The sequence below is a fragment of the Streptomyces sp. NPDC051664 genome, assembly GCF_044453545.1.
GTDB lineage: Bacteria > Actinomycetota > Actinomycetes > Streptomycetales > Streptomycetaceae > Streptomyces.
On sequence record NZ_JBITCU010000001.1, the window covers coordinates 594962 to 621829 of the forward strand.

Here is a 26868-nt window from a genome sequence, read left to right on the forward strand (position 1 = left end):
TAACATCGTCGTATGGCTACCGAAGACGCGGTGCGCGAAGCACTGGCGACAGTGAACGACCCGGAGATCCACCGACCGATCACCGAACTCGGCATGGTCAAGTCGGTCGAGATCGCCGCTGACGGTGCGGTCGCTGTCACGGTGTATCTCACGGTGTCCGGCTGCCCGATGCGCGAGACCATCACCAAGAACGTGACCGATGCGGTCGCGAAGGTCGAAGGCGTCACGCGCGTCGACGTGACGCTCGACGTGATGAGCGACGAACAGCGCAAGGAACTCGCGTCGTCGCTGCGCGGCGGCACGGCGGAGCGCGAGGTGCCGTTCGCCAAGCCCGGCTCGCTGACCCGGGTGTACGCGGTGGCGTCCGGCAAGGGTGGCGTCGGCAAATCGTCCGTGACAGTGAATCTTGCGGCGGCGATGGCCGCCGACGGCCTCAAGGTCGGCGTCGTGGACGCGGACATCTACGGGCACAGCGTGCCGCGGATGCTCGGCGCGGACGGGAAGCCGACCCAGGTCGAGAACATGATCATGCCGCCGTCGTCGTACGGCGTGAAGGTCATCTCCATCGGCATGTTCACCCCGGGCAATGCCCCGGTGGTGTGGCGTGGCCCGATGCTGCACCGAGCACTGCAGCAGTTCCTCGCCGACGTCTACTGGGGCGACCTCGACGTCCTGCTGCTCGACCTGCCGCCGGGCACCGGTGACATCGCGATCTCCGTGGCACAGCTCGTGCCGAACGCGGAGATCCTGGTCGTCACGACCCCGCAGCAGGCAGCGGCCGAGGTGGCCGAGCGCGCGGGCTCGATTGCGGTGCAGACCCACCAGAAGATCGTCGGCGTCGTCGAGAACATGTCGGGCATGCCGTGCCCGCACTGCGACGAAATGGTCGACGTGTTCGGCACGGGCGGCGGCCGGAAGGTGGCCGAGGGCCTGACCAAGACGGTCGGCGCGGAGGTGCCGGTGCTCGGCTCCATCCCGATCGACGTACGTCTGCGCGAGGGCGGCGACGAGGGCAAGCCCGTGGTCCTCTCGGACCCGGACTCCCCGGCCGGCAAGGCGCTGCGCGCGATCGCCGAGCGGCTGGGCGGCCGTCAGCGAGGCCTGTCGGGCATGTCTCTGGGCATCACCCCGCGCAACAAGTTCTGACGACAGCCCGAGTCCTCGATCGCCGCGACGGAAGAAGAAGCCCGTCCGGCGATCGGGGAGAGTGCGGCGAACCGGACACGTCCGGTCACGGCTCACCGCACCGATCGAGCCGCTACGCGTACGTGGCGATGTCTGCGACCACCGAGAACCCGAGTCCGTACGCGCTCATCCCACGCCCGTACGCCCCGATGTGCACCCCGCCGCGCGCCGACCCCGCCAGCACCCACCCGTACTCGGACTCGCGGTAGTGGAACGGCACCGGAGCCCCGTCCACCGGCAGGGACAGCACCGACCACGCGGGACCGTCCAGATCGTCGGCGAGTTCGAACGCCGTCTCCGTCTGCTGGTCCAGCCAGTCGTCGCGCAGCGTGTGGTCCAGCTGCTGGGGCCACGTGTACGACAGCAGGCCCGAGCCCGCCAGCCAGGCGGCGGACGACACCGTGGTCGCGTCCAGGACTCCCGTACCGTCGCCGCTGTGCCGCACAGGGCTGCTCCCCACGGTCACCACGACCGCGAACCGCTGCTTGTCACCGCCCGAGTCGCTCCGGACCAGCGGCTCGTCACCGTGCCCGGTCGATCCGTGCTGCACCGTGCCGTCCGCCGCCGTGCCGACCTGCATCAGCCAGCGCGGACCGGTGAAGGCCTCGTCCAGTCCGTACCAGGGGAACGACGCCTGCAGATAGCCGTCGACCGTACGCCGGGCCGCCGGCACCTCCTCTTCGGTGACTGCGCTGGACGCACCTTCCGCGCCTGCCCGACTTGTCGTCTCCATCTGCCCGGCCGCCTCCTCGATCCCTAAGGTCCGGAGTGGCCCGCCCCCCTCGGGCAGCCTCGCAACCGGACAGATGGAGAATAGCCATACCGTCCGGACGAGTCGGGATTGACCGGTGTCAGGTGGCGTCGGCGTCGAACGGCGGGCGGTCGTCCTTCGCGGGCTGTTCACGCTTCTTGAGCAGGTCGGGAGCGCCGGGGGAGCCGTTCGCTGCGGTGATGGCCGCGCCGCCCGACACGCCGCCCGCGGACTCCACAGCCGTGGTCTCGCGCCCGTTCACCGCGTCGGTGACCTCCGCCATCTCCTTGCGGAGGTCGAAGCTCTCGCGGATCTCCTTCAGCCCGAGATCGTCGTTGCCGTCCATGAGCTGCTTGCGGACGAACGTCTTCGGGTTGAGATCCTCGAACTCGAAGTCCTTGAACTCCGGGCCGAGCTCCGTACGGATGTCTTCCTTGGCGCTCTCGGAGAACTCACGGACCTTTCGGATGAAGCGCGAGGCGTCCTGGATGACCTTGGGCAGCTTGTCCGGGCCGAAGACGAGCACACCGAGGATCACGAGCGTCACCAGCTCGAGTGCGCCTATGTCATTGAACACCTAGTTGCTCCTCGTGTTCTCCGAGACCATGGACCAGGTCGGATGAGGTCCGGCCCCGGCCCACGGTACCCGGCGGAACTGTCCGGGCGGTAGCGTCCCGGTGCCGTCACGTGCCCGTTGCGGACCCGAGGGTCAAAGTCATGGACAGGTCTTTACCACTGCGGGTCAGGCCGAGGTCCAAACGGTCGCCCGGACGGTGTGCGCGGATCTTCACGATCAGCTCCTCGCCGCTGTGCACCCGCTGTCCGTCCACCTCGGTGATGATGTCGCCCGGCTTGATGCCGGCCTTCGCACCGGGACCGCCCGGTGTCACCGAGGGCTTGCCGTCGGCGCCCTTCGCGCCGACCTTGGCGCCGTCACCGGTGTACTTCATGTCCAATGTGACGCCGATCACCGGATGGGTGGCCTTTCCGGTGTTGATCAGTTCCTCGGCGACCCGCTTGCCCTGGTTGATCGGGATGGCGAAACCGAGGCCGATGGAACCCGCTTGGCCGCCCTCGGTCGTCGCACCGCTGTCGGCGGCGCGGATGGCGCTGTTGATGCCTATGACGTGGGCGTCGGTGTCGACCAGCGGGCCGCCGGAGTTGCCCGGGTTGATGGGGGCGTCGGTCTGCAGCGCGTCCACGTAGCTGATGTCGCTGCCGTCGCCCTTCTCGCCTCCCGCGGTGATCGGCCGGTCCTTGGCGCTGATGATGCCCGAGGTGACGGTGTTGGACAGGTCGAAGGGGGCGCCGATGGCCACGACCGGGTCGCCGACCTGCACGTTGTCGGAGTTGCCCAGCGGTAGCGGCTTGAGCCCGGAGACGCCCTTGACCTTGACCACGGCGAGGTCGTAGCCGCTGTCCTTGCCGACGATCTCGGCGCTCGCGGTCTCGCCACCGCTGAACGTCACCGTGATGTCGCCGGAGGGGCCGGCCGGGGCGACCACATGGTTGTTGGTGAGGATGTGGCCCTCGTCGTCGAGGACGAAGCCGGTGCCGGTGCCCGATTCGGTGGTGCCGCTGACGTGGAGGGTGACCACGCTGGGCAGGGCGCTGGCGGCGATGCCCGCGACGCTGTCGGGCGCGCGGCCGCCGCTGTTCTTCGCGGCCTGCGGGAGCTCGACCGTGGTCAGGCCGCCGTTGCGCTCGATGTAGGCCCCGATGCCACCGCCGATGCCGCCCGCCACCAGGGCGAGCAGCAGCGCGCCGACGAGCAGCGAGCCGCGCCGGTTCTTCCCCCGTCCGCCGTCGGAATCGAGCGGCTGGCCGGGCTGGGTCAGTGGCTGCCGGTACCCACCCCAGGGGTCGTACTGCAGCCAGTGCGTGGACTGGGGCGGCTGGGGCGGGGGCGTGAAGGCCGGGGTGGGGACGGGGGCGGGGGCGGGGCCCGGGGTGGGGGCGGGCCCGGTGGGTATGTCCGCACCGTTCGTGCCCGCGTACGGCGGCACCGGGGGTATCGGGGGCACCGGGGTGCCGTGGGCCGGCGTCGGGACCGGGCGCTGCACAGGGGGTGCGGGCGCCCAGGGCCCGGGGCCGCCGTACGGCGGGGTGCTGTACTCATCGGGCTCGTGCAGTGGCTTCACCGCCGAGGCGGGAGCGGCTGCGTGGACCGCCGGTGCGGGGGCCGGGGCTGCGGGAGTCGGCGCCGGGGCTGCGGGCGCCTGCGCCACGGGCTCGGGTGCTGTGGGCTCGGGTGCTGCGGACTGCGCGGGCGTCACGGGCTCGGGCCGTGCGGATGTGTCCGCGGCCCGCGCGTCCTCGACCGGTGCATCCACCGCGGCGGCTGCACTCTCCGGCGCTGAAGTGGTGGTGTGCCCCGGCGTGGGACGGCTCCACCACTTCGCCTTCGGCCCGGTGGGCTTTCCGTCGTCCATGTTCTCCCCGCAACTGCCGCAACTGGCCCTCTGCACGCCCGCGAGGGACGTCCCTCCGGGAATTCCTCCCGGGATTCAACCAGGTTTGCGAATGGCTGCGCAGACCCCGGTCAGCGCCGGGGAGAAAGCGGCAGACCGTGATCGGCGGAGCTCGGCAGGGCCGAGGCCGATGTGGGCGTCCAGGACGAGGCCGGCGAGGGCGCGGGGGACGTGGGGGTCAGTCCGCTGCCGAGCGCCCGGGTGAACAGGGGACTGGTAGCAGTCGGACGTATCAGCGGCGGCGCGGACACATTGGTCAGCACCGGGACCATGAAGGGGTTGGGCGTGGCGAGACCCGTGCCCAACAGTGCGGGTACACGTCCGTTCGTCGGCTGGAACGGCGTGGCGGCGGCGACCGTGCGGCTGCTGTGGGGCGCGGCCGACGTGCCGATGCCACCACCACGGCGGCTGGTCACGCCGCCGCGCTCGGCGCGTGCGTCGGCATCGAGGGGTGTCACATTGTTGCCGGCGCCCCCGGCACGGACCGGGGCGTCGGGACCGGCGTCCGTCGGCAGGGCACCGCCGAGCGCGATGGCCGCCAGCGAGACGGCGCTGGCCGCCGCGAAGGCGAACCTGCGGCCGCGCCACGGCGAACGGTCCGCGTCCCGGCCCACCTCATGGATGGGGAACGCGGAGCGCGATGCGGCACCCGGAAGCGCCGCGGCCGAGCCGTGCGGTGTCGGGAGATAGCCGAAGCGGTCGAGCGGCGAGCTCCCCGAAGGTGAATCGGTGCGGCTGCCGGAAGGCTGGATCGCGGTGAAGAGTCCGTCGGCGAAGCGCCCGGAGCCGCCGAATGGTCTTCCTTGGATGTCGTCGTCACCACCAGGTCCCCCGGGAAGGCCCTGCAGCCGGGCGAGGAACCCCTCGGACGGCGAAGGCGGGGCGGACTGTGCGAAGACGCTCTTCAGCCGCCGCTGGGCAGCAGCCTCGGCCTTGCACTTGGTGCAGGTCGCGAGATGGGCCAGCACCCGGTCACGGACGTCATGTTTGAGCTCACCGTCGACAAGCGCGGCAAGCCGGTCCCCCAGATGCTGTTCCGCAGGGGTCGGACCCGTGCCACTCACGCCGATCCGCCCTCCCCCGCCACCATCGCGCCCGCCAGCGAGCGCTGTTCGGCGCGGGCCTCGGGAGAGCGGTGCTGCAGCGCCTTGCGCAGGTGCGAGCGTCCGCGGTGGATGCGGCTGCGCACGGTGCCGAGCTTCACGCCGAGTGTCGCGGCGATCTCCTCGTACGAGAGTCCCTCGATGTCACAGAGCACGACCGCGGCGCGGAACTCGGGCGCAAGGGTGTCCAGCGCCTGCTGCACGTCCGCGTCGAAGTGGGTGTCGTTGAAAACCTGCTGCGGGGACGGCTCACGGCTCGGCAGCCGCTCGGCGGCGTCGTCGCCGAGGGAGTCGAAACGGATCCGCTGCTTACGACGGACCATGTCCAGGAACAGGTTGGTCGTGATGCGGTGCAGCCAGCCCTCGAAGGTGCCGGGCGTATAGGTCGACAGCGAACGGAACACCCGGACGAAGACCTCCTGGGTGAGGTCCTCGGCATCGTGCTGGTTACCCGTCAGTCGGTAGGCAAGGCGGTAGACACGACCGCTGTGCGTGCTGACGATCTCTTCCCATGAGGGCGGCATCCAAGCCTGGGAGTCCGCATCCGAGGCGAAGGTCGCGGTCGGTGCGGAGTCGCTGGAAGAACGGTCAGCAATGTTGGTCACGGATTTCGGCTCACCCGCCGACCTGAGGAAGCGCCGCAGCACTCCTCCCCGATCCACAGGCGCAGCCGCACCTCCCCTGTCGGCTCTGGTGGTGTCCAGTGGAGCCCCTACCATAGCCACCTCGCCCGTTAGCTCCGGATAAGCCTTTTTCCTGCTGGGGCCGGGGGCCACCCCGGAACCGCCGGCCGCGGATTCCCGGGCCCGATCTGCGGGCCCTGTCCACGCGCTTTCCCCTGCCCCTTGATAACGCCCGGTCCCATCTGCGGGTTCCCGGGTACAGCGGATACAGTCACCGTTGCGCCAACTACGGGGACAGGAGAGGGTCATCACCGCCAACCGGCAGACGAGCTGGGCGTTCGCCGACGCCTTTGTCGCCGAGGACGAAGCACTGCGCTGGGCCCGGGACCGGGCCCGCGACGCAGGTCTCCGCTCGGTGTCACCAGGCACCGGCGCCGCGCTGCGCCTGCTCGCTGCCACGACGGACGCCAAGGCGGTGGCCGAGATCGGCACCGGAACCGGCGTCTCCGGCATCTATCTGCTGCACGGGATGCGACCCGACGGCGTGCTGACCACGGTCGATCCGGAGCCGGAGCGTCAGCAGTTCGCCCGCGAGGCGTTCCGGGCCGCGGGGTTCGCCGCCAATCGGGCCCGGTTCATCCCGGGACGCGCCCTCGACGTACTCCCGCGACTCGCGGACGGCGGATACGACCTGGTGTTCTGCGACGGCGACCGGCTGGAGAGCCTGGACTGCCTCGCTGAATCGTTGCGCCTGCTGCGACCTGGTGGCCTGGTCTGCTTCGAGGGTGTCTTCGCGGACGGCCGCACGGTCGACTCGGCGGCGCAGCCCGCGGAGGTGCTGAGGCTGCGGGAGCTGTTGCGGGCGGTGCGGGAGAGCCAGGAGCTGATGGCCACGTTGCTGCCGGTGGGCGACGGGTTGCTGTGCGCGGTCCGGCGCGGCTGACCGTCCACCGGTCCTCGCCCCGCGCCCGGGGCCGCGAGGTGTCCCGGACGCAGCACTGCCCCGGCACGGGCTCCGTGGCGGGGCAGTGGTGAAGTGTGGGCGCCTCCGCGTCAGCCGACGACCTTCTTGAGGGCGTCGCCGAGCGCATCGGCCTCGTCCGGCGTCAGCTCCACGACAAGCCGACCGCCGCCTTCGAGCGGAACGCGCATGACGATGCCCCGCCCCTCCTTTGTCACCTCGAGCGGGCCGTCGCCCGTCCGCGGCTTCATGGCCGCCATGCTCGTTCCCCTTCCTGAAACCAGCTCATATCAACCGGCGGCCCCATGACAGGCGCTGTGTCACCGGCATCGAACACATTGCTTCCAGGCCATTATCCCGCATCACAGACCCCGATGACCAACATCGGTCTGCATCGCTTGCGCAACGCGCTCTCTCAAAACCACTCAATTCGGCGATCCGGCTGCGATACTCCGTCGCCTTCCCCCCTGCATCGGGGTGCAATTGTTAGACGCAGGTCACATGTTCGCCCTCCGTGATGTCGGCCATGCTTGGCTCGACAGGCATTGCCCGAGGCGCAAAGGGGACAGCAAATGGCGGACAACGTGGCCGACACGGTGCTCTACGAAGTGACTGACGGTCTCGCGACGATCACGATCAACCGGCCCGACGCGATGAACGCCATGAACACGGCGGCCAAGGTCGCGCTCCGTGACGCGCTGCAGTCGGCCGCCGCCGACACCGCCGTGCGGGCCGTTCTGCTCACCGCGACCGGGCGCGCCTTCTGTGTCGGCCAGGACCTCAAGGAACACGTCGCCACGCTGACCGCCACCCGCGAGTCCGGCACGGGCAATGCGCTGAGCACCGTGCAGGAGCACTACAACCCGGTCGTACGGGCGATCACCGGGATGGAGAAGCCGGTCGTCGCCGGGGTCAACGGTGTCGCGGCGGGTGCGGGCTTCGGCTTCGCGCTCGCGTGCGACTACCGGGTGGTGGCCGACAGCGCGTCCTTCAACACCTCGTTCGCCGGGGTCGCCCTGACCGCCGACTCGGGCGTCTCCTGGACGCTGCCCCGGCTGATCGGTCAGAGCCGCGCGGCCGATCTGCTGCTCTTCCCCCGTTCGATCTCCGCGCAGGACGCCCACGAGCTGGGCATCGCGAACAAGGTGGTGCCCGCCGACGACCTCGCCGCGGAGGCCCTGGCGGTGGCCCGCAGGCTGGCGGACGGTCCGACGGTGGCGTACGCCGCGCTCAAGGCGTCCCTGGCCTACGGTGCCGGCCACACGCTGAGCGAGACGCTGGAGAAGGAGGACGAGCTCCAGACGAAGGCGGGCGCGTCGGAGGACCACACGATCGCGGTGCAGGCCTTCCTGGACAAGGCGAAGCCGAAGTACCTGGGGAAGTAGCTCTCCGCTACGCCGCGGTGCCCCGGGCCACGCATTCGGCCAGGTGGTCGTCGACCAGGCCGCACGCCTGCATCAGGGCGTAGGCCGTCGTGGGGCCGATGAAGCGCAGGCCGCGCTTCTTGAGGTCCTTGGCGAGAGCCGTGGACTCCGGGGTGACCGCCGGGACGTCGCCGAGGGTGCGGGGGGCGGGGCGGGTGGCCGGGTCGGGGGCGTACGACCAGATCAGTGCGTCCAGCTCGCCGTCCGGCCAGTCGGCCAGCACCTTGGCGTTGGCAACGGTCGCCTCGATCTTCGCGCGGTTGCGGATGATCCCGGCGTCGGCGAGGAGACCTTCCTTGTCGGCGTCGGTGAACTCGGCGACCGCGTGGATCTTGAATCCGGCGAAAGCGCTGCGGAACCCTTCCCGGCGGCGCAGGATCGTCAGCCAGGACAGTCCGGACTGGAACGCCTCCAGGCAGAGCCGTTCGAAGAGGGCGTCGTCGCCGTGGACGGGGCGGCCCCATTCGGTGTCGTGGTAGACGAGGTAGTCGTCGGTGGACAGTGCCCAGGAGCAGCGCGGCCTGCCGTCGGTCGCGGCTTCGACGCCGGCGCCGCTCATCGCTGCGGCTCCTCGCCGGACCAGGGCCCGGACTGCGGCCCGGAAGGTCCGGGCGGGGGGCCGGACGGCGCCGACGGGTGCGGCGGCTCCCACGGGGACCGCTCGGAGCGCGGCGGATGCGACCGCTCAGGGAGCGGCGGGTGCGGCGGTTCCCACGGGGACCGCTCCAGGCGCGGCCGGTTCTGCGGCTCCTTGAAGAGCCCCTTGCCGCCCACCGCCGTCGCCTGCGCACCGGCGAGCGCCGACTCCAGCTCGGCGATCCGCGCGTCCCGTTCGGCGAGCTCGGCGCCGAGCCGGCCGAGGGCGTCGTCGACGTCCGTCATCCGGTAGCCGCGGGCCACCACGGGCAGTCGCATCGCTTCGATGTCCGCGCGGCCGACCGGCCGGTTCGCGGGCAGCGGGTCGGTCAGCTGCTCGGGCGCCACGTCCTGCAGGACGGCACTCTTCCCTCCGCCGACCACCGCGAGGGTGACCGCGGCCACGACCACCACCATCGCCAGCAGCAAGAACCAGAACACGCGCATCTCCCCGGGAGCGAAAACCTGTCCGGCTCCGATCGTGCCATGCGGTGCCGACAGTTAGGGTCGCAGGCGACCCACGGGGCGATCTACCAGAGGAGAAACACGGGATGCGAAGCGGTGCGCTCAGGCTGGGGCGGCGCGAATTCGGGGCGCACGAGCCGGTGATCATGGCGATCGTGAACCGCACTCCGGACTCCTTCTACGACCAGGGCGCGACCTTCCGCGACGAGCCCGCGCTCGCCCGGGTCGAGCAGGCCGTCGCGGACGGCGCCGCGATCATCGACATCGGCGGGGTGAAGGCCGGTCCCGGCGAGGAGGTGACGGCCCAGGAGGAGGCCCGACGCACGGTCGGGTTCGTCGCCGAGGTGCGGCGCCGCCACCCGGATGTCGTCATCAGCGTCGACACCTGGCGCCACGATGTCGGCGAGGCGGTCTGCGAGGCCGGTGCGGATGTGCTGAACGACGCCTGGGGCGGGGTCGACCCGAAGCTCGCGGAGGTCGCCGCGCGGTACGGGGTGGGGCTGGTGTGCACGCACGCGGGCGGCGCCGAACCGCGGACCCGGCCGCACCGGGTCGTGTACGACGACGTGATGGCGGACATCCTGCGGGTGACGGAGGGGCTGGCCGAGCGGGCCGTGGAGCTCGGGGTCAGGCCGGACGGCATCATGATCGACCCCGGTCACGACTTCGGGAAGAACACCCGGCACTCGCTGGAGGCGACGCGTCGGCTCGGTGAGATGTCGGAGACCGGCTGGCCCGTCCTCGTATCGCTGTCCAACAAGGACTTCGTCGGGGAGACGCTCGACCGGCCCGTGAAGGAACGGCTGGTCGGGACGCTGGCGACGACCGCGGTGTCGGCCTGGCTGGGGGCGCGGGTGTATCGGGTGCACGAGGTGGCGGAGACGCGACAGGTGCTGGACATGGTGGCGTCGATTGCCGGGCATCGCGCGCCGGCGGTGGCGCGGAGGGGGCTGGCGTAGCCGGGGCGTGAGGCGGCGGGGGCCTGCGGCGGGCCTTGTCCCCTGCCCGTCCCTTCCCGAAACGGGGACTCCGCCCCGGACCCCGCCGCGAGGCCTGAGCGGCGCCCGCGTGCCGTCCTACCGGCCGACTTCCTTCGTCACCAGGGTGACCGCCTCTTCCACGCTGTCCGTGACGTGGAAGAGCAGCAGATCCCGCTCGGACGCCTTCCCCTGCGCCACCACCGTGTCCCGCAGCCAGTCGACGAGCCCGGACCAGTACGCGGTGCCGAAGAGCACGATCGGGAAGCGTGTCACCTTGCCCGTCTGGACGAGGGTGAGCGCCTCGAAGAGTTCGTCCAGGGTACCGAGGCCGCCGGGCAGGACGACGAAGCCCTGCGCGTACTTCACGAACATCGTCTTGCGGACGAAGAAGTAGCGGAAGTTGACGCCGATGTCGACGTGCGGGTTGAGGCCGGACTCGAAGGGCAGCTCGATGCCGAGGCCGACCGAGACGCCCTTCGCCTCCCGTGCCCCCTTGTTCGCCGCTTCCATCGCTCCGGGACCGCCGCCGGTGATCACCGCGAAGCCCGCCTCGACCAGCGCCTTGCCGATCTGTACGCCCGCCTCGTAGTCCGGTCCGCCGACCGGGCTGCGGGCCGAACCGAAGACGCTGATGGCGCTGGGCAGCTCGGCGAGGGCGCCGAATCCTTCGACGAACTCCGACTGGATGCGCATCACCCGCCATGGGTCGGTGTGCACCCACTCGGAGTCGCCCTCGGTGTCCAGCAGCCGCTGATCGGTGGTGCCGGGCTGTACCTGTTCCCTGCGGCGCAGTACCGGTCCGAGCCGCTGCTCCTCGGGGACGTGCGCTTCCTCGGGGTTGCCCATGACCTGCTCCCTCCGACGACATGCCGACGTTGTGTGTCAGGTCAGGGTAGATCTACGGAGGTTACGCAGAGGGGAATGCTGTGGGTCAGCCGGTGAGCCAGGAGCGGAGCCGCTCCTCGCAGTGGGTGATCCGGTCGACGGCCACGTGCTCGTTGCGCTTGTGCGCGAGAAGCGCGTCGCCGGGTCCGTAGTTCACCGCGGGGACGCCGAGCGCGCCGAAACGGGAGACGTCCGTCCATCCGAACTTGGGCTGGGCGGTGCCACCGACCGCCGCCATGAACGCCTCGGCCGCCGGGTGGGAGAGGCCGGGCATCGCCGCGCCGGAGTGGTCGTCGACGGTGAACTCGACGACGCCGCAGTCCGCGAAGACCTCGTGGACGTGGGCCAGGGCCTCTTCGGCACTGCGGTCAGGGGCGTACCGGTAGTTGACGACTACGGTGCAGGCGTCCGGGATGACGTTGTTGGCGACGCCCGCCTCGATCCGCACGGCGTTGAGGCCCTCGCGGTACTCCAGCCCGTCGATGACCGGCCGGCGCGGTTCGTACGCGGCGAGGCGGCCGAGGATCGGGGCGGCCGCGTGGATGGCATTGGACCCCATCCAGCTGCGTGCGGAGTGCGCGCGCTCCCCTTCCGTACGGAGAAAGACCCGCAGGGTGCCCTGGCAACCGCCCTCGACCTGGGCGTCGGACGGTTCGAGGAGGACGGCGAAGTCGCCCTCCAGCCAGTCCGGGTGGGCGTCGGCGACATGGCCGAGCCCGTTGAGGTGTGCGGCGACCTCTTCGTTGTCGTAGAAGACGAAGGTCAGATCGCGGTTGGGCTCGGGCACGGTGGCCGCGATCCGCAGCTGGACGGCGACGCCGGACTTCATGTCGGAGGTGCCGCATCCCCAGAGCACGCCGTTCTCGTCGAGCCGGGACGGAACGTTGTCGGCGATCGGGACGGTGTCGATGTGTCCGGCTAGCACCACGCGTTCGGCGCGGCCCAGCTGTGTCCTGGCGACGACGTTGTTTCCGTGCCGGTCGACGGCCAGGTGCGGGAGGGCGCGCAGAGCCGCCTCGATCGCGTCGGCCAGCTCCTTCTCGTCCCCGCTGACCGACGGGAAGTCGACGAGCCGGGCGGTGAGCGCCGGGCCGTCCAGGGTGAGGTCAAGCGTGCTTTCGGGCATGGAACCGACCCTAAGGGACTTCGGTCTCGGGCCCGCTCGGCCCCTCCAGTACGGTGGGGCCGTGCCCCGGACCGCCTCCTCCACCCGCCGACACACCCGCCGCAGCCGCCCCTTCCGTATCGCGGCGGCCCTTACCGTACTTCTCGCCGTGGCCGGCTACCTGACCGCGCAGTACGTCACCGGCAACAAGGGCGGCGAGCGGTGCACGGTGCAGTCCGCCGACGGCTCGGAGGGCCGGGGGCGTACGTACCGGATGAGTCCGGAGCAGGCCGCGAACGCCGCGACGATCTCCGCGGTCGGCACCTCCCGCGGGATGCCGGAGCGTGCGGTGACGATCGCACTGGCGACGGCGTTGCAGGAATCCGGGCTGCGCAATATCCAGCACGGCGACCGTGACTCGCTCGGGCTGTTCCAGCAGCGCCCCTCGCAGGGCTGGGGCACCGAGAAGCAGATCCTCGACCCGGTCTACTCGGCCGGGGAGTTCTATCAGCATCTGGCCGAGGTCCCCGGCTATTCGCGCCTGCCTCTGACCGTCGCCGCGCAGCGTGTGCAGCGCAGTGGCTACCCGCAGGCGTACGCCAAGCACGAGCCGGATGCCGCGCTGCTGGCCGCCGCGATGACCGGCCGTACCCCCACGGCGCTGAACTGCACGCCGACGCGGACGGCGGTCGCGGCGGCCGACGCGGCGAAGGTGCGCACGGAACTGGTGCGGACCTTCGGCAAGGGCGTGCTGCCCGCCGCGGGCGAGGCGAAGGATGGGGAGTCGGCGGGCGGGACGCACGGCGGGGCGGCAGCGGGCACGCTCTCGGTGCCGGTGAAGAAGTCCGCCCGGACCGCCGGGGACGGCGGCACGGCGCAGCGCGGCTGGGAGCTGACGCACTGGGCGGTGGCGCAGGCCGAGGCACTGGACATCGACGAGGTCGCGTATGCGGGCCGGCTGTGGAAGTCCGGGTCGGGCTGGCGGACGGAGCGTACGGAATCGGGCACCACAGAGGTCCGCATAGGGCTCGTTCGCTAGTACGGAAGGTCCCCCGTACGGGCCATCCGGCCTTCCCGAACCGGTGGTCACCACACACTTCCGACACCCCTCCCTCCGTTGTCCAAATTCCGTGGGAACAAAGAGAAGTGACGGTTCATCGAACACTCGGCGAATGCAATGTTTGCCCGGGTTCCTCCGTTGCCGATTATGTGACGCATTACCGACTCTTTACCTCGGCACACCGCAACCTCTCCCTCCCCCACGACGGTTGTCACTGCGTCCGGTCAACGGACAGACAGAATCCACACCGTCGAAGGAGCATCATGTCCCTCCCCCTGACCCGTCGGATCGCCCGTGCCGCGCTGCTGATCGCGGCGGGTGCAGCCCCCGTGGTCGGTGCGGCCGGCGCCGCAGGTGCCGCGGAGCTCCCGCAGACCCCCGAGCTCGGCGGTCTGACCACGGTCGACGGCGCGGGCCTCGACAAGGCCGTCGACGGCGCGTCCCAGCAGGGCACCAAGGCCGCGGGCGCCACCGGCGGCAAGATCGTCGGGACGACCCTTCCGGCCGCGGGCAAGACCGTCGTCAAGACGGGCGGCACGGTCGCCCCCGCCGCGCAGAAGGCCGCCGGTGAGGCCGCGGGCAGCGCCGGTGAGCTGGTCGGTGGGGCCACCGGTGCCTCGCCCAAGGGCGGTCTGCCCACCGACAGCCTCACCGGCGGCCTGCCGACGCACGGGCTGCCCACCCAGGGCCTGCCCACCCACGGGCTGCCGACGCAGGGCCTGCCCACCCAGGGTCTGCCGACGCAGGGCCTGCCGATCGCCTGATCCAGCCGGCACGGCACATGCGAGAGGGCCTCGGGAGTGTGCACTCCCGAGGCCCTCTCGCATGTCGTTCGGATCATGCCGTTCAGATCATGCGGTGCCGGTCCTGTCGTCCCGTTTCAGGACAGCCGCTTGACCGCTGCCTCGACGCGCTCGTCCGTCGCCGTGAACGCCACGCGTACGAAGCGGTCGCCCGCCGGTCCGTAGAAGTCACCCGGCGCCACCAGGATGCCGAGCTCCGCAAGGTACGCCACGGTCTCCCAGCACGGTTCGTCGCGCGTCGCCCACAGGTAGAGGCTCGCCTCGCTGTGCTCGATCCGGAAGCCGTGGGCCTCCAGCGCCGCGCGCAGTGCCGCGCGCCGGTCCGCGTACCGGGTCCGCTGCTCGGCGACGTGCGTGTCGTCTCCGAGCGCCGCGATGGTGGCCGCCTGGACCGGGGCAGGCGTCATCATTCCGCCGTGCTTGCGGATCAGCAGCAGCTCGCCGAGGACGGCCGCGTCGCCCGCGATGAAGGCCGCGCGGTATCCGGCGAGGTTGGAGCGCTTGGAGAGCGAGTGGACGGCGACGACGCCCTCGTACGTACCGCCGCAGACGTCGGGGTGGAGCACGGAGACCGGTTCGGCCTCCCAGCCGAGCTCCAGGTAGCACTCGTCGCTGAAGATCAGCACGTCGTGCTCGCGCGCCCAGGCGACGATCCGGGTCAGCTCGTCCTTGGACAGGACGCGGCCGGTCGGGTTGGACGGCGAGTTGAGCCAGAGCAGCTTGAGGCCGGCCGGGTCGAGCTCGGTCGGGTCGTCGTACACGACGGGCTCGGCGCCACAGAGCCGGGCGCCCACCTCGTACGTCGGGTAGGCGAGCCGCGGGTACGCCACCTTGTCACCCGCGCCGAGGCCGAGCTGGGTCGGCAGCCAGGCCACGAGCTCCTTGGAGCCGAGGACCGGCAGCACGTTCTCGTGCGCCACGGAGATCGCGCCGAGGCGCCGCTCCACCCAACCGGTGAGGGCGTCGCGGAGTTCGGCCGTTCCCCACACCGTCGGATAGCCCGGGCTGTCCGCGGCGGCGACGAGCGCCTGCTGGATCAGACCGGGCACGGGGTCGACGGGGGTGCCGACGGACAGGTCGACGATGCCGTCCGGGTGGGCCGCAGCGGTCGACTTGTAGGGCGCGAGCTTGTCCCAGGGAAAGACCGGCAGGCGGGAGGAGACTGCTGGGGACACGGATCTCTGCTTTCTCGTACGAGGGTTACGAGGGTGATGCGGGTGGTTCGGGTGGTTCGGGGACTGCCGGTGGTTCGGGCCGGAAAACACCTCGGCCCCGCACGGTGACGAGCCGTACGGGACCGAGGCGGCGCACGTGCCGGTCGCTGCCTACTGGTTCTGCGGCGGCAGTGCTGCGATGAACGCGTGGTCGCGCTCGATCAGGCCCAGCTTGGAGGCACCACCGGGCGACCCGAGGTCGTCGAAGAACTCGACGTTCGCCTTGTAGTAGTCCTTCCACTCCTCCGGGGTGTCGTCCTCGTAGAAGATCGCCTCGACCGGGCACACCGGCTCACAGGCTCCACAGTCGACGCATTCGTCCGGGTGGATGTACAAGGACCGCTGGCCCTCATAGATGCAGTCGACGGGGCACTCTTCGATGCAGGCCTTGTCCTTTACGTCGACACAAGGCTGCGCGATGACGTAGGTCACGCTGTCGTTCCTCCTCGGTAGGGCGTTGGCTCTCGCGCGGGAGCGCGGCGTCGTCGATGCCCACCCCTAGTATCTCCGTTCCTGGGCACGAACCGAACAGGAGGGGCGGACAGAGCTGTGGAATTCACCGTCGGCGGATGGCTTGAGGTCCGAATTACACCAGCTGACGTGGGCAAACGGGTATCAGTCCGCCGCCGCTCCAAGGGCGACGCGGCAGGATCGAAGTTCACCGACACGGTAGGCGTTCTCACATCATGGGACGCCGGTGTGCTGTCGATCACACCGAAGAGCGGTGAGTCCGTCCATATCGCGGAATCGTCGCTGGTGGCGGGCAAGGTCGTGCCGTCCGCACCGGCCCGGCGCCGGGGCCCGGCGGCCACGTTCGCGGAGCTCGCCCCCGTCTGTGCCCGTGCCTGGCAGCCCGTGGAGAGCGAATCGCTCGGCGACTGGCTGCTGCGCTCGGCGGCCGGCTTCACCCGGCGCGCCAACTCCGTGCTGCCGCTCGGCGACCCGGGGATCCCGCTCGACGAGGCGCTCGCACGGGTGAAGCGGTGGTACGACGACCGGGGCCTGCCCGCGTACATCCAGACCGCGACCGGCGCCGAGGGCACGCAGGAGGAGCTGTGCGCGGAGCTGGAGCGCCACGGGTGGCGGCGTGAGGTGACGGCGCAGGTACGGATCGCGGCGCTGGCCCCGATCGGCGATCTGGACGCGGACGTCGCGCCGGTGCGGCTGGGCCGGGAGATCGACGAGGGGTGGCTCTCGCGCTACCAGCGGTTCGACACCCCCGGCCCTCATGTGCTGAAGGTGCTGGGCAGCGGGCCCTCGGTGTGGTTCGCGACCGTGCCGGGTGACGCGGAGGGCGAGGCGCCCGCCGCGATCGGGCGGTGTGTGGTGGACGGCCGCTGGGCGGGCTTCATGGCCGTCGAGGTCGGTGCCGCTTACCGGCGCCGGGGGCTCGCCACCGCCGTGATGACCGCCCTGGCCCGCCAGGCGCTGGACGAGGGCGCGTCGGCGGCCTGGCTGCAGGTGGAGGCGGACAACGAGGGAGCGCGTGCGCTCTACGACCGGATGGGGTTCGAGACGCATCACCTCTATCACCACTTCCGGTCGGCGTAACCGGGGAAGGTACATACGTGTCCCCCATGAACCCTCCGAACCCTCCGAACCCTCCGGACCCCGAGAACCCGTCGGGTTCCGGGCGGGACGAGCTCCGTCGCCGGTTCGCCGAGGAGGCGCGCGCCGAACGGCCGGACCTGGCGCTGCTCTGCCTGCTGCTGGCCGCGGAGGCCGACCCGGCACTGGACGGGGAGGGGATCGACGCGGCGCAGATCGAGCTGGACCGGCTGGCGGGCCTGCTTCCGTACGGGGTACGGGGTGGGCACGCCTGGGCCTCGGCGCTGGCCGAACTGCTCGGTGAGCGGTGCGGGTTCGCGGGCTCCTCGGCGGACTACCAGCGGCTGGAGTCGTCTCTGCTGCACCACGTGCTGCGGCGCCGGCGCGGACTGCCGATTCTGCTGTCGGTGGTGTGGATCGAGGTCGCGCGGCGGGCGGGCGCCCCGGTGTACGGGGTGGCGCTGCCGGGTCATTTCGTCGTCGGGTTCGGCGATCCGGCCGAACGGGTGCTGGCCGACCCGTTCGCCGGCGGCCGGCCGATGACCGGGCAGGACGCGGAGCTGCTGGTGACGGGGGCGACCGGAGCGCCGCTGGAACCGACGATGCTGGTACCGGCCCGCCCGCTGGAGATCGTGCTGCGGATCCTGAACAACATCAGGGCGTGGGCGGCGGTCCGCCCGGAGAGCACGCGGGTGGCGCTCTGGGCGGTGGAACTGTCCCTGCTGCTGCCGTCCCATCCGGCGAGGCTGCGCTACGAGCGGGCTCAACTGCTCGTGCAGAGCGGGGAGTTCCTTCGCGGGGCGGCCGAGATGGAGGAGTACGCGGAGTTGGTCGGGGCGGTGGAACCAACGGCTGCAGAGGCGATCAGAGGGCGGGCGCGCGCGGCGAGGGCGTTGCTGAACTAGCCGTAGAGGCGCGGCGGTGCCGGCCCGTCCTGACTGCCGGGAGCAGGACCCTGGACGGGCCGTACGCAGGCCGCCGTATTCACCACCGGCTTCCGGCGGACGGAAGTCGCCCCGGACGCGACGCCGAGTTGCGTGCCGCCGGACAGCGTGCGCGCGCGGCGGTCTTCACCCCCGGTCCCGGAGGATCCCCTCCGGGCTTCTCGCACGCCCTCATTCGCGCGGCACATTCGCTGTCCGAACCATTGACAAGGCCGTTTATTTTTTACGAAACTCACGTCACCGCTCGAACCATTGTTCACTCAGCGAACGCGAGCTCCAGGGGGCCCGCTCCGGCCTCGGCGACAGGGAGGCCGCGCCGCCTCCTTTCGGCGTGCAGCGCATGCAGCGCAGGTACCGCGACGACGTGAGAGAAGTGAGTATCAGTGACTACCCGCTCCGCCCCACCTGAGCGCTCGTTCCGCACCGTCGGTGCCGTCATGGCCCTGTGCTGGCTGGCCGTGTTCTTCGACGGCATGGACGTCAACATCTACGGCGCCGTGATGCCGCACCTGCTCGACGACTCCTCCCTCGGTTTCACCGCCTCGACCGCCGGCACGGTCGGCAGCTGGACCACCTTCGGCATGCTGATCGGCGCCCTGACCGCGGGCACGCTCACCGACTGGCTCGGTCGCCGGCCCGTCGTGGTCTGGAGCGTCTCGCTGTTCTCCGTCGGCTCCGCGCTGTGCGCGCTCGCGCCGTCCGTGACCGCCTTCGGCGCCGGGCGGTTCCTGGCCGGCCTTGGCCTGGGCGGGCTGATGCCGATCGCCCTGGCGGTCGTCACCGAGTTCGCCCCGCCGCGCCGGGCCGCGCTCTCCATCGGGCTGATGATGACCTCGTACCACGCCGGAGGCATGGTGGCGACCGGCCTCGGCCTCGCCCTCGCTCCGGACTTCGGCTGGCGCGCCGTCTTCTGGGCCGGTGTGCTGCCCGCCCTGATCGCGGTGCCGCTGGTACTGAAGTGGCTGCCCGAGTCGCCGGGGGTGCTGCTCGCCAAGGGGCGCGCCTCCGACGCCGAGGCCGTCGCCGCCCGTTACGGCCTGCCCTCGCCGACCGCGGCCGAGGCACCCGAGGCCGGCGCCAGGGGGCGCTTCGCCGCAGTCGCGTCGCTGTTCGCGCCCGGTTCGCGGATCGCGACCCCACTGCTGTGGGTCGCCTCCTTCGCAGGTCTGCTGCTCGTCTACGGCGTCTCCACCTGGCTGCCTCAGCTGATGCGGGCCTCCGGCTACTCCCTCTCCTCCTCCGTCACCTTCCTGATGATCATCAACGCGGGCGGCATCGTCGGCATGCTCCTGGCCGGCCGCGCCGCCGACCGCTTCGGCGCCGTACGTGTCTCCGCGATCTGGTTCATCCTGACCGCCTGCGGCACCTTCCTGCTCAGGGCCCACCTGCCGCTCGGCGTCGCCTACACGGTCGTCTTCATCACCGGCATCTGGCTCTTCAGCGCCCAGGCCATGGTGTATTCGGCCACCTCGAGCGTGTACGCGCCCGCCCAGCGGGCCACCGGCCTGGGCTGGGTCACCGGCATCGGCCGCACCGGCGCGGTCGTCGGCCCCTGGCTCGGCGGCGCCGTCATCGAGGGCGGCAACGCCGGCCTCGGATTCACCACCTTCGCCGGCGCCGCCGTGCTGGGCGCGGCCGCGATCTGCCTGGTGCCACTGGCTCGCCGCGCCCGGCGCGGGGCGGCTGCACAGCAGACCTCGGCACTGGCCGGTGCGACCGACTGACACCCCACCCCGCCCCGCCCTGCCCCGCCTCGCCTCGCGAGTGACGTGATCGGACGCGCCCGCGGAACCCCGGCCGACGCCGGGCGTTCCGCGGGCGCGCCCGTTCGATGCGGCGGGTGCGCCCGGAAACCCTGCCACCCGAGCCGTTGACGAACCAGGTGTCGGGGGATCAGAATCAGGGGCAATGTGAACTTAAGTTCATCTGGCGAACACGACGGATAGGCGGGCGCATGGACAAGGTGGTCGCCTCGGCCGCACAGGCCGTGGCAGATGTCCACGACGGTGCGTCGTTCGCGGTCGGTGGCTTCGGCCTCAGCGGCGTACCGAACACGCTGATCCAGGCGGTGTACGACACCGGAGTCTGCGGACTGGGTGTGGTTTCCAACAACTGCGGCGCGATGGACTCCGGTCTCGCGGTCCTGCTCTCGGCGGGCCGGATCGCCCGGGTCACGGGCAGCTACATCGGCGCGAACAAGGAGTTCGCCCGGCAGTACCTCGCCGGTGAGCTGGAGGTCGAGCTCATCCCCCAGGGCACCCTGGCCGAGCGGCTGCGCGCCGGCGGTTGCGGCATCCCCGCCTTCTTCACACCGGCCGGCGTCGGCACGCAGGTCGCCGACGGCGGACTGCCTTGGCGCTATGACGGCGCGGGCGGGGTCTCGGTGGCATCGCCGCGCAAGGAGACCCGCGAGTTCGACGGTCTCGAGTACGTGCTGGAGCGGGGTATCACCACCGACTTCGCACTGGTCCGGGCCGCCAGGGGGGACCGGCACGGCAACCTGGTCTTCAACAAGTCGTCCCGCAACTTCAATCCGCTGGCAGCCATGGCCGGCCGGATCACGATCGCCGAGGTCGAGGAGCTGGTCGAGCCGGGCGAGATCGACCCGGACCAGGTCCATCTGCCGGGCATCTTCGTCCAGCGGGTGGTGCCGCTCACTCCCCGGCAGGCCGTGGACAAGCAGATCGAGAAGCGCACGACCAGGAAGGTGTCGGCCTGATGGCCTGGACGCGAGACGAGATGGCCGCCCGCGCGGCCCGCGAGCTGAGCGACGGTGAGTACGTGAACCTCGGCATCGGGCTGCCCACACTGATCCCCAACCACCTCCCCGACGGCGTCCAGGTCGTCCTGGAGTCGGAGAACGGCATCCTCGGCACCGGCCCGTTCCCCTGCGACGACGAGGTCGACCCGGACCTGATCAACGCCGGCAAGGAGACCGTCACCGTCCTGCCCGGCGCCTCCTTCTTCGACTCGGCGCTCTCCTTCGGAATGATCCGCGGCGGCCACATCGACACCGCCGTACTGGGCGCCATGCAGGTCTCCGCCCGTGGCGACCTCGCCAACTGGGCCGTTCCCGGCAAGCTGGTCACCGGCATCGGCGGGGCCATGGACCTGGTGCACGGGGCCCGGCGGGTCATCGTGACGATGACCCACACCGCCAAGGACGGCAGCCCGAAGATCGTCGAGGAGTGCACGCTGCCGCTCACCGGCCGGACCTGTGTCGACCGCATCATCACCGACCTCGGCGTCCTGGACGTCACCGACGACGGCCTCCTCCTGGTGGAGAGTGCCCCGGGCGTCACCGCCGAGGAGATCCAGCACCTGACCGCCGCCCCGGTCCGGATCGCCGCGGCCGTCGAAGGGAGCACGCGATGACCCGTCAGCTGCGCGATGTCTACATCGTCGACGCCGTACGCACCCCGGTCGGCAAGTACGGGGGCGCCCTGTCCGGCGTACGCCCCGACGACCTCGCTGCCGGAGTGCTGCGGTCCCTGCTGACCCGTACACCGGACCTCGACCCGGCTCGGATCGACGACGTCCTCTTCGGCAATGCCAACGGCGCCGGCGAGGAGAACCGCAACGTCGCCCGGATGGCCGTGCTGCTCGCCGGACTGCCCGTCACCGTCCCCGGCAGCACCGTCAACCGGCTGTGCGCCTCCGGCCTCGAAGCCGTCGTCCAGGCCGCCCGCGCCATCGCGGTCGGCGACGCCTCCGTCGCCGTCGCGGGCGGCGTGGAGTCGATGAGCCGCGCCCCCTGGGTGCTGCCCAAACCCTCGCGTGCCTTCCCGGCCGGCAACCAGGAGCTGTTCTCCACCACGATCGGCTGGCGCATGGTCAACCAGCGCCTGGAGCCGCAGTGGACCGTCCCGCTCGGTGAGGGCGCCGAACTGATCGCCGACCGGTACGGCATCACCCGCGAGCAGCAGGACGCCTTCGCCGTGGCAAGCCATGAGAAAGCCGCCCGCGCCTGGAAGAACGGCCTGTACGACGGCGAGGTCGTGCCCGTCGAGGGCGTCGGCCTCACCCGCGACGAGACCATTCGGGACAACACCTCGCCCCAGTCGCTGGCCGGGCTGAAGCCGGTCTTCCGCCCGGACGGCACGGTCACCGCCGGCAACGCCTCTCCGCTCAACGACGGCGCCGCCGCCCTGCTGCTCGTGGACGAGGAGGGCCTGAGGGCCACCGGCCGTGAGCCGCTGGCACGCGTCCGCGCCTCGGCCGTCACCGCCGTCGAGCCGCAGTACTTCGGCCTCGGCCCCGTCGAGGCCGTCAGGAAGGCCCTGACCAGGGCCGGCCGCGGCTTCGACGACCTGACCACGTTCGAACTCAACGAGGCCTTCGCCGCCCAGTCCCTGGGCTGCCTGGCCGAATGGCCCGGCCTCGACCCCGCGGTCGTCAACCCGCGCGGCGGAGCCATCGCCATCGGCCACCCGCTCGGCGCCTCCGGTGCCCGTATCGCCGGAGCCGTCGCCCACCAGCTCGCCGCCGCGGGCTCCGGAACCGGCCTCGCCGCCCTGTGCATCGGCGTCGGACAGGGCCTCGCCCTGGTCCTGGAAAGGTAGGAAACCCCGTATGACCACCCCTCTGACCCAAGCTGGGATCTCCGAGGAGATAGCCGAGCAGCGCGACGCCTACGCCAAGGCCGTGGCCGCCGGTGCGCCCACGAGGAGCCACCCCGCCCGCGGGTACGCCCCTTACCGCAGCAGCGTCCTGCGCCACCCCGGCAAGCCGCTGGTCGCCCTGCACGACCCCGAGGCCGTGGAGCTCTCCGGCCCGGTCTTCGGCGTCACCGATGTCACCGCCCTCGACCACGACCTGACCCGCCGTCACCAGGGCGAGCCGCTCGGCGAGCGGATCAGGGTCACCGGCCGGGTGCTGGACCGGGACGGCCGCCCGGTGCGCGGCCAGCTGGTCGAGATCTGGCAGGCCAACGCCTCGGGCCGCTACGCCCACCAGCGCGACGACCATCCCGCCCCGTTCGACCCCAACTTCACCGGTGTGGGCCGCTGCCTGACCGACGACCAGGGCGCGTACGAGTTCGTCACCGTCAAGCCGGGCGCCTACCCCTGGCGCAACCACGTCAACGCCTGGCGTCCTGCCCACATCCACTTCTCGCTCTTCGGCAACGCCTTCACCCAGCGGCTGATCACCCAGATGTACTTTCCGGGGGACCCGCTCTTCGCCTACGACCCCATCCTCCAGTCCGTCACCGACGACTCCGCGCGCCGGCGGCTCGTCGCGACGTACGACCACGGCCTGTCCACCCCCGAATGGTCGCTCGGCTACCGCTGGGACATCGTCCTCGACGGCCCGGCCGCCACCTGGATCGAGGAGGGCCGCTGATGTCCACCACCCCGTCGCAGACCGTGGGCCCTTTCTACGGCTACGCGCTGCCGTTCGCGAAGGGCGGAGAGATCGCCCCCGCCGGACACCCCGACGCCCTCACCGTCCACGGCCACGTCTACGACGGCGCCGGGGCTCCCGTCCCCGACGCCCTGATCGAGATCTGGCAGCCCGCACCCGACGGCTCGCGCCGCGGCGCGCCCGGCTCGCTGCGCCGCGACCCCGTCACCGGAGCGGTCATCGGCCGGACCGACGTCGGCTTCACCGGCTTCGGCCGCGTCGGGACCGACGCGGACGGCCACTACGAGCTGCGTACGCTGCCGCCCGGCGGCGTCCCCTACCTCTCGGTGATCGTCTTCGCCCGTGGTCTGCTGCACCATCTGCACACCCGGATCTACCTGCCCGGCCTGACCGACACCGCGGCCGACCCGCTGCTGGCCGGCCTGGAGCCCGAGCGCCGCGCCACGCTCCTCGCCGTCCCGCACGGAGAGCGACTGCACCGCTTCGACATCCGGCTCCAGGGTGACGGTGAGCACGAGGAGACGGTCTTCCTTGCCTTCGACTGACCCCGCCGAGGACCTCGGCCTGCTCTCCCCGGGGCAGGCCGGGTCAGCGGTCGAGGCCGCCACCGGCGATGCCGCGTACGTGCGCGCGATGCTGGATGCCGAAGCCGCGCTGACCCGCGCGCAGGCCGCGCTGGGCCTCGCCCCCGCCGCGGCGGCGCAGGCCGTCACGGCGGCGGCCGCCGAGACCGCCCGCTACGACGTCCGGGATCTCGCGCTGCGCGCCCGCTCCGGCGGCAACCCTGTCATCCCGCTCGTCGCCGACCTGACCGCGGCCGTCGCCGAGCACGACCGGCAGGCCGCCGCCCATGTGCACCGCGGCGCCACCAGCCAGGACATCCTGGACACGGCCGCAATGCTGGTCGCCGCCCGCGCCCTGGAACCCGTTCTCGCCGACCTCGGACGCGCGGCCGACGCCTTGGCGCGGCTCGCCGCCGAGCACCGCGACACACCGATCGCCGGACGCACGCTCACCCAGCACGCCGTGCCCACCACCTTCGGCCTCAAGGCCGCCGGCTGGCGCTCGCTGGTGCTCGACGCCCACGAACGCCTCGCGGCCGTCCGGGCAGCGCTGCCCGCACAACTCGGCGGAGCGGCCGGCACCCTGGCGGCCTTTCACGCCTTCGCCGAGGCCGACGGCTCGACCGCCGGCCCGGATCCCGAGCCGGATCTGGGCCTGCGGCTGCTCGCCGGCTACGCCGCCGAGACCGGACTGGCCGAGCCCACACTGCCCTGGCACACCCTGCGCACCCCCGTCGCCGACCTGGCCGGCGCCCTCGCCTTCACCGCCGGGGCACTCGGCAAACTCGCGGCGGACGTCCTGCTGCTGTCCCGTACGGAGGTCGGCGAACTCGGCGAGAGCAGCGGTGGCGGCTCCTCCGCCATGCCGCACAAGGCCAATCCGGTCCGCGCCACGCTGATCGCCGCCGCGGCCCGACAGGTCCCCGCCCTCGCCTCCGTGCTCTACGCCGGGCTGGCCGCCGAGGACGAGCGCCCGGCCGGCGCCTGGCACGCCGAGTGGCAGCCCCTGCGCCAGGCCCTGCGTCTGGCCGGCGGAGCCGCCCGCGACGCCGCCGACCTGGCCGAAGGCCTGCGCGTCCACCCGCACCGGATGCGCGACAACCTCGACGCCACCGACGGCCTGATCATCAGCGAGCGGCTCGCCGCGGTGCTGGCGGCCCTGATCGGCCGCGGCGAGGCCAGGCAGGCACTGTCCCGGGCCTCCCGCCGCGCCGCCGAGCAGGGCATGGAACTCGACGAGGCCCTCCGGCAGGAGCCCGGCATCGCCGGCGCCCTCCCGCAGGACCGGCTGCGCGAACTGACCGACCCGACACAGTACGCGGGCTCCGCGGGCGCCCTCGTGGACCGCGCCCTGCGCCGCACCGGCGGCGCCCAGAACTCGACCTGACACCGCACCGGCGCCGCCCGGAACCCGACCCTGACACCGCACCGGCTCTGCCCAGGCCGCGATCTGACGCGGCGTCGGCGTTGCTCAGGACCCGATCTGATACAGCGTCGGACATCGACGGCGCCGGGCCCCCTGCCCCACCGCACCGACCGGCGGCCCCCGGCCGTCCGCGCCCCACCGCCCGCCGGGCGGCCCCGCACCACCAGCACGAGGAGACCGCATGAGCACTTCTGCCCCGTCGCAGCGTCTGCTGCACCACCGCGTGGACGGCCGGGACTCCGCCCCGCCGCTGATCCTGGGCCCTTCGCTCGGCACCTCGCTGGCCGTGTGGGACCCCCAGACCCCGTCGCTGGCCCGGATCCACCGAGTGGTGCGCTGGGACCTGCCCGGCCACGGCGGCTCCCCGGCCGGCCTGCTGCCCGACGGCGGCACCGTCGCCGACCTCGGACAGCTGGTCCTCGGCCTCGCCGACGCGCTCGGCATCGAGGAGTTCGGTTACGCCGGCATCTCGCTGGGTGGCGCCGTCGGCACCTGGCTCGCCGTGCACCACCCCGAGCGGGTCACCTCGCTCGCGATCCTCTGCTCCTCGGCCCACTTCGGACGGCCGGAGGGCTGGTCCGACCGCGCGGCGCTGGTGCGCGCCGAGGGCACCGGCCCGGTCGCGGAGACCGCCCCCGCCCGCTGGTTCACCCCGTCCTTCGCGGCCTCCCCGGCCGCGCGGGCGATGATCGACGACTTGTCCGCGGCCGATCCCGGGGCCTACGCCGGGCTCTGCGACGCACTCGCCGGCCTCGACCTGCGCGCCGAGCTGGCTCGTATCACCGCGCCGACCCTGGTCGTTGCGGGCCGCGAGGACCTGGCGACGCCCGTCGCGCACGCCCGCGAGCTGGCTGACGGCATCCCCGGCGCGGCCCTGACCGAGGTGGCGCACGCCGCGCACCTCGCCAACGTCGAGCGTCCGGTGCCCGTGCTGGCCGCGCTGCTGGGACACTTCGCGGCCGATGCCGCACCGCCTGCCGACGACGCCTCCCGGCACGACGCCGGTATGGCCGTGCGCCGCGCCGTGCTCGGCGACGAGCACGTCGACCGGGCGATCACCCGCACCACCGACTTCACCGCCGGTTTCCAGGACTTCATCACCCGCTACGCATGGGGCGAGATCTGGACCCGGCCCGGGCTGAGCCGCAGAACCCGCAGCTGCATCACCCTCACCGCGCTGGTGGCCCACGGGCACCACGAGGAACTGGCGATGCATGTGCGGGCCGCTCGGCGCAACGGTCTCACCTCCGCGGAGATCCACGAAGTCCTGCTCCAGTCGGCCGTCTACTGCGGCGTGCCCGCGGCGAACGCCGCTTTCGCCATCGCGAACCGCATTCTCGAAGAGGAGAACTGACCG

27 protein-coding genes and 1 pseudogene are annotated in these 26868 nt (G+C 71.8%); 16 read left to right on the plus strand and 12 right to left on the minus strand.

All coding sequences use genetic code 11. From position 1 onward, the window contains the following. The first annotated feature begins 12 nt into the window (after nucleotides 1-12). A complete protein-coding gene (locus ACIA8E_RS02670) occupies nucleotides 13-1146 on the plus strand; it encodes an Mrp/NBP35 family ATP-binding protein (protein WP_399293446.1) in 1134 nt (377 codons plus the stop codon). A gap of 112 nt (nucleotides 1147-1258) precedes the next feature. Here ACIA8E_RS02670 and ACIA8E_RS02675 read toward each other — a convergent pair whose 3' ends face one another. The 5 genes from ACIA8E_RS02675 to sigE form a co-directional block, all read right to left on the minus strand. Then, nucleotides 1259-1918, minus strand: a complete 660-nt coding sequence (locus ACIA8E_RS02675) for a hypothetical protein (protein WP_399293449.1) — start codon at nucleotides 1916-1918, stop codon at nucleotides 1259-1261. Nucleotides 1919-2036: 118 nt separating this feature from the next. Beyond that, nucleotides 2037-2513 carry a sec-independent translocase gene (locus ACIA8E_RS02680; RefSeq protein ID WP_399293452.1) on the minus strand — a complete coding sequence of 159 codons (477 nt, stop codon included), beginning with the start codon at nucleotides 2511-2513 and terminating at the stop codon, nucleotides 2037-2039. 106 nt (nucleotides 2514-2619) lie between these two features. Further along, nucleotides 2620-4368 (minus strand): trypsin-like peptidase domain-containing protein, encoded by a 1749-nt coding sequence (locus ACIA8E_RS02685; protein WP_399293455.1) that lies wholly within the window; start codon nucleotides 4366-4368, stop codon nucleotides 2620-2622. Nucleotides 4369-4478: 110 nt separating this feature from the next. Beyond that, a complete protein-coding gene (locus ACIA8E_RS02690) occupies nucleotides 4479-5471 on the minus strand; it encodes an anti-sigma factor family protein (protein ID WP_399293457.1) in 993 nt (330 codons plus the stop codon). Beyond that, entirely contained in the window at nucleotides 5468-6229 is a 762-nt protein-coding gene (gene sigE, locus ACIA8E_RS02695; RefSeq protein ID WP_199919160.1) for an RNA polymerase sigma factor SigE, read from the minus strand. The genes ACIA8E_RS02690 and sigE overlap by 4 nt, the downstream gene beginning before the upstream one ends. 181 nt (nucleotides 6230-6410) lie before the next feature. Here sigE and ACIA8E_RS02700 point away from each other — a divergent pair, with 181 nt between their 5' ends. After that, nucleotides 6411-7076 carry an O-methyltransferase gene (locus tag ACIA8E_RS02700; protein WP_030915381.1) on the plus strand — a complete coding sequence of 222 codons (666 nt, stop codon included), beginning with the start codon at nucleotides 6411-6413 and terminating at the stop codon, nucleotides 7074-7076. 110 nt (nucleotides 7077-7186) lie between these two features. On the opposite strand, the gene ACIA8E_RS02705 is transcribed toward ACIA8E_RS02700, so the two are convergent. Further along, nucleotides 7187-7354 carry a DUF3117 domain-containing protein gene (locus ACIA8E_RS02705; RefSeq protein ID WP_003966491.1) on the minus strand — a complete coding sequence of 56 codons (168 nt, stop codon included), beginning with the start codon at nucleotides 7352-7354 and terminating at the stop codon, nucleotides 7187-7189. A gap of 312 nt (nucleotides 7355-7666) precedes the next feature. On the opposite strand from ACIA8E_RS02705, the gene ACIA8E_RS02710 reads away from it, so the two are divergent. Next, a complete protein-coding gene (locus tag ACIA8E_RS02710) occupies nucleotides 7667-8479 on the plus strand; it encodes an enoyl-CoA hydratase/isomerase family protein (protein ID WP_399293462.1) in 813 nt (270 codons plus the stop codon). 7 nt (nucleotides 8480-8486) lie between these two features. Here ACIA8E_RS02710 and ACIA8E_RS02715 read toward each other — a convergent pair whose 3' ends face one another. Together ACIA8E_RS02715 and ACIA8E_RS02720 are read right to left on the minus strand one after the other, a co-directional pair. After that, nucleotides 8487-9077 carry a DNA-3-methyladenine glycosylase I gene (locus ACIA8E_RS02715; RefSeq protein ID WP_399293465.1) on the minus strand — a complete coding sequence of 197 codons (591 nt, stop codon included), beginning with the start codon at nucleotides 9075-9077 and terminating at the stop codon, nucleotides 8487-8489. Between the two features lie 173 nt (nucleotides 9078-9250). Next, a pseudogene (locus tag ACIA8E_RS02720) lies at nucleotides 9251-9595 on the minus strand (cell division protein DivIVA); the annotation flags it as partial. A gap of 110 nt (nucleotides 9596-9705) precedes the next feature. Between ACIA8E_RS02720 and folP the strand changes: the two are divergent. Next, on the plus strand, nucleotides 9706-10578 hold the full coding sequence (gene folP, locus ACIA8E_RS02725) for a dihydropteroate synthase (protein ID WP_399293467.1): 873 nt from the start codon (nucleotides 9706-9708) through the stop codon (nucleotides 10576-10578). A gap of 117 nt (nucleotides 10579-10695) precedes the next feature. Here folP and ACIA8E_RS02730 read toward each other — a convergent pair whose 3' ends face one another. Together ACIA8E_RS02730 and dapE are read right to left on the minus strand one after the other, a co-directional pair. Then, the gene (locus tag ACIA8E_RS02730) at nucleotides 10696-11445 is read right to left on the minus strand and encodes a TIGR00730 family Rossman fold protein (RefSeq protein WP_030915368.1); all 750 of its coding nucleotides are present in this window, start codon (nucleotides 11443-11445) and stop codon (nucleotides 10696-10698) included. Between the two features lie 85 nt (nucleotides 11446-11530). After that, nucleotides 11531-12610 (minus strand): succinyl-diaminopimelate desuccinylase, encoded by a 1080-nt coding sequence (dapE, locus tag ACIA8E_RS02735; protein ID WP_329161040.1) that lies wholly within the window; start codon nucleotides 12608-12610, stop codon nucleotides 11531-11533. A gap of 61 nt (nucleotides 12611-12671) precedes the next feature. Between dapE and ACIA8E_RS02740 the strand changes: the two genes are divergently transcribed. Further along, on the plus strand, nucleotides 12672-13628 hold the full coding sequence (locus tag ACIA8E_RS02740) for a hypothetical protein (RefSeq protein ID WP_399293471.1): 957 nt from the start codon (nucleotides 12672-12674) through the stop codon (nucleotides 13626-13628). A 284-nt stretch (nucleotides 13629-13912) separates the two neighbouring features. Beyond that, nucleotides 13913-14413: an ATP-binding protein gene (locus ACIA8E_RS02745; RefSeq protein ID WP_399293474.1), complete on the plus strand. Its 501-nt coding sequence runs from the start codon at nucleotides 13913-13915 to the stop codon at nucleotides 14411-14413. 116 nt (nucleotides 14414-14529) lie between these two features. Here the strand turns inward: ACIA8E_RS02745 and dapC are convergent, their stop codons facing one another. After that, a complete protein-coding gene (dapC, locus tag ACIA8E_RS02750) occupies nucleotides 14530-15627 on the minus strand; it encodes a succinyldiaminopimelate transaminase (protein ID WP_399293476.1) in 1098 nt (365 codons plus the stop codon). A 150-nt stretch (nucleotides 15628-15777) separates the two neighbouring features. Continuing rightward, on the minus strand, nucleotides 15778-16098 hold the full coding sequence (fdxA, locus tag ACIA8E_RS02755; RefSeq protein WP_018956287.1) for a ferredoxin: 321 nt from the start codon (nucleotides 16096-16098) through the stop codon (nucleotides 15778-15780). Nucleotides 16099-16215: 117 nt separating this feature from the next. Here fdxA and ACIA8E_RS02760 point away from each other — a divergent pair, with 117 nt between their 5' ends. The 10 genes from ACIA8E_RS02760 (at nucleotide 16216) to pcaD (ending at nucleotide 26865) form a co-directional block, all read left to right on the plus strand. Beyond that, nucleotides 16216-17217, plus strand: a complete 1002-nt coding sequence (locus ACIA8E_RS02760) for a GNAT family N-acetyltransferase (RefSeq protein ID WP_399293479.1) — start codon at nucleotides 16216-16218, stop codon at nucleotides 17215-17217. A 26-nt stretch (nucleotides 17218-17243) separates the two neighbouring features. After that, entirely contained in the window at nucleotides 17244-18119 is an 876-nt protein-coding gene (locus ACIA8E_RS02765; protein WP_399293482.1) for a tetratricopeptide repeat protein, read from the plus strand. A 422-nt stretch (nucleotides 18120-18541) separates the two neighbouring features. Then, nucleotides 18542-19882, plus strand: coding sequence for an MFS transporter (locus tag ACIA8E_RS02770; protein ID WP_399293484.1), 1341 nt, complete (start codon nucleotides 18542-18544; stop codon nucleotides 19880-19882). A 230-nt stretch (nucleotides 19883-20112) separates the two neighbouring features. Then, on the plus strand, nucleotides 20113-20877 hold the full coding sequence (locus ACIA8E_RS02775) for a CoA transferase subunit A (RefSeq protein ID WP_399293487.1): 765 nt from the start codon (nucleotides 20113-20115) through the stop codon (nucleotides 20875-20877). Further along, nucleotides 20877-21533 carry a CoA transferase subunit B gene (locus ACIA8E_RS02780; RefSeq protein ID WP_399293490.1) on the plus strand — a complete coding sequence of 219 codons (657 nt, stop codon included), beginning with the start codon at nucleotides 20877-20879 and terminating at the stop codon, nucleotides 21531-21533. The genes ACIA8E_RS02775 and ACIA8E_RS02780 overlap by 1 nt, the downstream gene beginning before the upstream one ends. Then, nucleotides 21530-22720 carry a thiolase family protein gene (locus tag ACIA8E_RS02785; RefSeq protein WP_399293492.1) on the plus strand — a complete coding sequence of 397 codons (1191 nt, stop codon included), beginning with the start codon at nucleotides 21530-21532 and terminating at the stop codon, nucleotides 22718-22720. The genes ACIA8E_RS02780 and ACIA8E_RS02785 overlap by 4 nt, the downstream gene beginning before the upstream one ends. Before the next feature lie 10 nt (nucleotides 22721-22730). Next, nucleotides 22731-23501 (plus strand): protocatechuate 3,4-dioxygenase subunit beta, encoded by a 771-nt coding sequence (pcaH, locus tag ACIA8E_RS02790; protein WP_399293495.1) that lies wholly within the window; start codon nucleotides 22731-22733, stop codon nucleotides 23499-23501. After that, nucleotides 23501-24067, plus strand: coding sequence for a protocatechuate 3,4-dioxygenase subunit alpha (gene pcaG / locus ACIA8E_RS02795; protein ID WP_399293497.1), 567 nt, complete (start codon nucleotides 23501-23503; stop codon nucleotides 24065-24067). Before pcaH ends, pcaG begins: the two co-directional genes overlap by 1 nt. Next, entirely contained in the window at nucleotides 24054-25472 is a 1419-nt protein-coding gene (pcaB, locus tag ACIA8E_RS02800) for a 3-carboxy-cis,cis-muconate cycloisomerase (protein WP_399293500.1), read from the plus strand. The genes pcaG and pcaB overlap by 14 nt, the downstream gene beginning before the upstream one ends. Before the next feature lie 220 nt (nucleotides 25473-25692). Next, a complete protein-coding gene (pcaD, locus tag ACIA8E_RS02805; RefSeq protein ID WP_399293503.1) occupies nucleotides 25693-26865 on the plus strand; it encodes a 3-oxoadipate enol-lactonase in 1173 nt (390 codons plus the stop codon). Nucleotides 26866-26868: the final 3 nt, after the last annotated feature.